The organism is Sphingopyxis sp. (genome assembly GCF_036402335.1).
In the GTDB taxonomy this organism is placed as follows: domain Bacteria; phylum Pseudomonadota; class Alphaproteobacteria; order Sphingomonadales; family Sphingomonadaceae; genus Sphingopyxis.
Window position 1 is genome coordinate 1 of record NZ_DASWTD010000626.1, and the last position, 4,341, is coordinate 4,341.

Sequence of the window (4,341 nt, forward strand, 5' to 3'; positions counted from 1 at the left end):
CGGCGCGATCGCCCCGAGCCCGGGGCACCTTCCGTCCATACATTGCCGCGCGTGGCCAGTCGCCGCGTGCCAGCCGGAAAGTCCGCGCCATGACCAAGACAAAAAACGGGGCCGCGATGCCCCATATCCGCATGATCGACAGCGAAGCCGATGCATTGACCGAACTGACGTTGCAACAGCAGCGCGATTCCATCGAATTTTACGAGCTGCTGCTCGACGAAATCGACCGCGCGGCGATCTGCGAACGCGCAGATATCCCGCCCGACGTCGTCACGATGGGATCGCATGTCACGTTTCTGGATGAAAAAAGCGGCACCGAGCGTGCCGTGCATCTCGTGTATCCGGGCGATGCCGACATATCCGCCGGACGCATGTCCATCCTGACGCCGGTCGGAGCCGGGCTTATCGGCCTGAGCGTCGGCCAATCGATCAACTGGCCCGACCGGGGCGGGGCCGAGCACCGGCTGACAATTGTCGCGGTAAAGCAGCCCAACCCCCTTGTCCGGAAAGGCTGAGCGCGCCTTCATCAAACAGCGATGCAGCCGCCGGATCGCTCCGACGGCTGCACCACCCCGCGGGACGCCTCAGGCGCCGCGCGACAGGAAACCGGTCAATTCGGTCTTGTTCACACCGCCCGACTTGTCACCGTCGGCCGAAGCAAAGGCCTGTCCGATCCAGGTTTTGACGTCCGCTGATTCGACGTCGGCGCTGGGATCGGTCGCGGCACGCAGCTTTTTCATCCACGCGCCGAACTCGGCTTCGTTGAGGTCGCCATTCTTGTCGCCGTCATAGGTGGGGAATTCCTGTTCGACGATCTGCGCGATCTGGGTCGGCGACGCCGCCGTTCCCGAAGGTGCAGGCTGGCTTGCCGAAGCCGGGGGCGTCGACGCATCAGGCGCCGGTGCCGGGGCGGCGGGATCGGCGGGCGGTGTCGTCGAATCCGGGCCCGGGGCCGGCTCGCTTGTGGCGGGCGGGGTCGACGGATCGGCGGGCGGGGTCGACTGTGCCAGCGCAGGGAAACTCACTGCGGCGGCACCGATCAAAAGCATCTGTTTCAACATGATCTTACTCCTGTCTGGGATCGGCGCGATTAGCGGGGCTTCGCTTCCGGCTCAGGCTCGGGCGCCGCCGGCTCATCGGCCGGGGGGGTGGGTTCTGCGGTCGGTGCCGGTTCAGCAGGCGCCGCATCTTCGGTCGGCGCTGCGTCGTCTGCGGGCGTCGCATCTTCAGCCGGCGCGGTCGTGTCGGCAGGCGGCGTCGCGCTATCCGGCGCGGGTGTGGTGGTGGTATCGGCGGGCGCCGGCTGCGACTGCGTGGTCGGGGCCGTTTCTTCGCTCGCGGGTGCAGTGGTCTGGGCCAGGGCCGGGAAGCTCACGGCGGCGGCGCCGATCAAAAGCACTTGTTTCAACACATTTATTCTCCTGTAGCGGCGACGTTTATGGCTATTGCGACCTGTCGCCTTCCTGATGGGGCATGAAAGCAACCCACCGTGTTTGCGCAAAGTTGCACCGCGTCCGATTTGGCGAAACGCCTCGTCCCTGCTACGGGGCGGCCCGTCGCGGTTCCGCCGGGATTCCGCGACAAGGTGCCCGAAAAGGAAGGAAATTCAATGGTTCCGCGTTACGCACGGCCAGACATGACCGCGATCTGGTCGGCCGAGAATCGCTTTCGCGTCTGGTTCGAGATCGAAGCGCACGCGACTGACGCCCTCGCCGAGCTCGGAACCGTTCCGGCGTCGGCAGCGAAAGCATTGTGGGATTGGTGGGCGACAAACCCCGCGATTGACGTCGCCGCGATCGATGCGATCGAGGCCGTCACCAAGCACGACGTTATCGCCTTCCTGACGTGGGTTTCCGAAAATGTCGGCGAAGAAGCGCGCTTCATGCACCAGGGCATGACCAGCAGCGATGTGCTCGACACCTGCCTCGCGGTCCAGCTCAGCCAGGCCGCCGATATCCTCCTTTCCGATATCGACGCGCTGCTCGAGGCGATCAAGCGCCGCGCCTATGAGCACAAGCTCACCCCGACGATCGGTCGCAGCCACGGCATCCATGCCGAGCCCGTCACCTTCGGGCTCAAGCTCGCCGAGGCCTATGCCGAATTCTCGCGCTGCAAGCTCCGCCTCCAGGCGGCCCGCGCCGAGATCGCGACCTGCGCCATCTCGGGCGCGGTCGGAACTTTCGCCAACATCGACCCGCGCGTCGAGGCGCATGTCGCGGCCAAACTTGGCCTCGCGGTCGAGCCCGTCTCGACGCAGGTCATCCCGCGCGATCGCCACGCGATGTTCTTCGCGGTGCTTGGTGTCATAGCCTCGTCGATCGAACGCCTGTCGGTCGAGGTCCGTCATCTCCAGCGCACCGAAGTGCTCGAGGCCGAGGAATATTTCTCGCCGGGGCAGAAGGGCTCATCCGCGATGCCGCACAAGCGCAACCCGGTGCTCACCGAAAACCTCACCGGCCTTGCCCGTATGGTGCGCAGTGCGGCCATTCCCGCGATGGAGAATGTCGCGCTGTGGCACGAGCGCGACATCAGCCATTCGTCGGTCGAACGCTTCATCGGTCCCGACGCGACGATCACGCTCGACTTCGCGCTCGCGCGCCTGACCGGCGTGATCGACAAGCTGCTCGTCTATCCGGCGCGGATGCAGAAGAATCTCGATCGCATGGGCGGCCTCGTCCATTCGCAGCGCGTGCTGCTGGCATTGACGCAGGCGGGAGCAAGCCGCGAGGACAGCTATGCCCTCGTCCAGCGTAATGCGATGAAGGTGTGGGAATCGGACGGCCAGCTCTCGCTGCTCGAACTGCTCAAGGCCGATGCCGACGTCACCGCACGGCTGTCGGCCGACGAACTGACCGCGCTGTTCGACCTTGGCTATCATATGAAGCATGTCGACACGATCTTCGACCGGGTGTTCGGCGCCGCATAGTGACGCTGGAATCCCGCGCTAATCTGTCATAGGGTTGGCGCGGGCCAGTGAAGGAGCAAGACGAGTGGGAATCCTGCGAACGATCATCTGGGTCTTGCTGACCGCAGTGCTGGTTATCTTCGCGATGGCGAACTGGATTCCGGTGACGGTCACGATCTGGCCGGGCCAGGTGCTCGACACCAAATTGCCCGTGCTGATCCTCGCGGCCTTCCTGATCGGCAGCGTCCCGACCTGGATCGCGCTCCGCACGACGCGCTGGTCGCTCAAACGCCGCCTCGACGCGAGCGAGCGGCAGGCGGCCGACCTGCGCGCGCTCGCCAACCGGCCCGTCGAGGTTGCTCCTGCCGCAGCGCCGGCCAACGACATACCGCCCGCTCCCACCGATCTTTTTCCCACGGACAAGCCATGACCTCTCCGCTTTATCTCGCCATCGACACCACGCACCTCGACGCGGCGCTGACGCTGGCGCAAAAGGTGCGGCGTCATGTCGGCGGACTGAAGCTGGGTCTCGAATTCTTCTGCGCCAACGGCCATCACGGCGTGCACGAGATGGCGAAGCTCGGCCTGCCGCTGTTCCTCGACCTGAAGCTGCACGACATCCCGAATACCGCTGCCAAGGCGATCCAGGCACTGCGCACGCTCGAACCCGCGATCCTGACAGTCCATGCGGCGGGCGGGCGGGCGATGCTCGAAGAAGCAAAGGCGGCGGCGGGTCTCAATACGAAGGTCATCGCGGTGACCGTGCTGACCAGCCTCGATGCGCCCGATCTCGAAGACATCGGCGTCGGCGGTACGCCGCACGATCAGGTGGTCCGCCTTGCCGCGCTGGCCCGTGAATCCGGCTGCGATGGCATCGTCTGTTCGGGGCAGGAAGTGAAAGCAGCGCGCAAGACCTGGCCGGGCGGCTTCTTTGTCGTCCCCGGCGTGCGTCCCGCCAACGGCAAGACCGGCGACCAGAAGCGCGTCGTCACCCCGGCGCAAGCGATGGCGGATGGCGCCTCGATCCTCGTCGTCGGCCGCCCGATCAGCCAGTCGGCCGACCCGGATCTTGCCGCGCGCGAAATCGAAGCGACGCTTTAAAGCCATTTCCAAATTCCCGTTCGTGTCGAGCGAAGTCGAGACACCCATCGGAACAGCGCAAGGTCGAGGGGCGTCCCGACTTCGCTCGATGCGAACGGACAAATAGAGTCTGACTATGCCCCCACTCGTCAAAATCTGTGGCATCACCACTCCGCAAGCCGTCGACGACGCCATCCGTCTCGGCGCGACGCACATCGGCCTTGTCCATTATGAGCCGAGCCAGCGCCATGTCGACCTGAAGACCGCGGCGGAACTGCGAAAACATGCCGGCTCGCGGATCAAGGTCGCGCTGCTGCTCGTCAACGCCTCGCAGAAACTCACCGGCGATGCGCTTG

The 4,341-nt window shown here is 65.2% G+C and carries 6 protein-coding genes and 1 pseudogene; 5 read left to right on the plus strand and 2 right to left on the minus strand.

Annotated elements, in window-relative coordinates; translation table 11 throughout:
• Nucleotides 1-131 precede the first annotated feature (131 nt).
• Nucleotides 132-515, plus strand: coding sequence for a nucleoside diphosphate kinase regulator (gene rnk / locus VGD20_RS20085; RefSeq protein WP_331136146.1), 384 nt, complete (start codon nt 132-134; stop codon nt 513-515).
• Between the two features lie 69 nt (nt 516-584).
• On the opposite strand, the gene VGD20_RS20090 is transcribed toward rnk, so the two are convergent.
• Both VGD20_RS20090 and VGD20_RS20095 read right to left on the minus strand, forming a co-directional pair.
• On the minus strand, nt 585-1,061 hold the full coding sequence (locus VGD20_RS20090; RefSeq protein ID WP_331136147.1) for a calcium-binding protein: 477 nt from the start codon (nt 1,059-1,061) through the stop codon (nt 585-587).
• Nucleotides 1,062-1,090: 29 nt separating this feature from the next.
• The gene (locus VGD20_RS20095; RefSeq protein ID WP_331136148.1) at nt 1,091-1,411 is read right to left on the minus strand and encodes a hypothetical protein; all 321 of its coding nucleotides are present in this window, start codon (nt 1,409-1,411) and stop codon (nt 1,091-1,093) included.
• Between the two features lie 198 nt (nt 1,412-1,609).
• On the opposite strand from VGD20_RS20095, the gene purB reads away from it, so the two are divergent.
• From purB to VGD20_RS20115, 4 genes and pseudogenes are all read left to right on the plus strand, one after another.
• Nucleotides 1,610-2,926, plus strand: a complete 1,317-nt coding sequence (gene purB, locus VGD20_RS20100; protein ID WP_331136149.1) for an adenylosuccinate lyase — start codon at nt 1,610-1,612, stop codon at nt 2,924-2,926.
• Between the two features lie 64 nt (nt 2,927-2,990).
• Nucleotides 2,991-3,335 carry a LapA family protein gene (locus tag VGD20_RS20105; protein ID WP_331136150.1) on the plus strand — a complete coding sequence of 115 codons (345 nt, stop codon included), beginning with the start codon at nt 2,991-2,993 and terminating at the stop codon, nt 3,333-3,335.
• Nucleotides 3,332-4,006, plus strand: coding sequence for an orotidine-5'-phosphate decarboxylase (gene pyrF / locus VGD20_RS20110; protein WP_331136151.1), 675 nt, complete (start codon nt 3,332-3,334; stop codon nt 4,004-4,006). The genes VGD20_RS20105 and pyrF overlap by 4 nt, the downstream gene beginning before the upstream one ends.
• Nucleotides 4,007-4,121: 115 nt before the next feature.
• Nucleotides 4,122-4,341, plus strand: a pseudogene (locus tag VGD20_RS20115) (N-(5'-phosphoribosyl)anthranilate isomerase); the annotation flags it as partial.

Coding starts and splice junctions, on each gene's coding strand:
- VGD20_RS20090 (WP_331136147.1), bottom strand. CDS start 1,061: ATGTTGAAACAGATGCTTTTGATCGGTGCCGCCGCAGTGAGTTTCCCT.
- purB (WP_331136149.1), top strand. CDS start 1,610: ATGGTTCCGCGTTACGCACGGCCAGACATGACCGCGATCTGGTCGGCC.
- pyrF (WP_331136151.1), top strand. CDS start 3,332: ATGACCTCTCCGCTTTATCTCGCCATCGACACCACGCACCTCGACGCG.
- rnk (WP_331136146.1), top strand. CDS start 132: ATGATCGACAGCGAAGCCGATGCATTGACCGAACTGACGTTGCAACAG.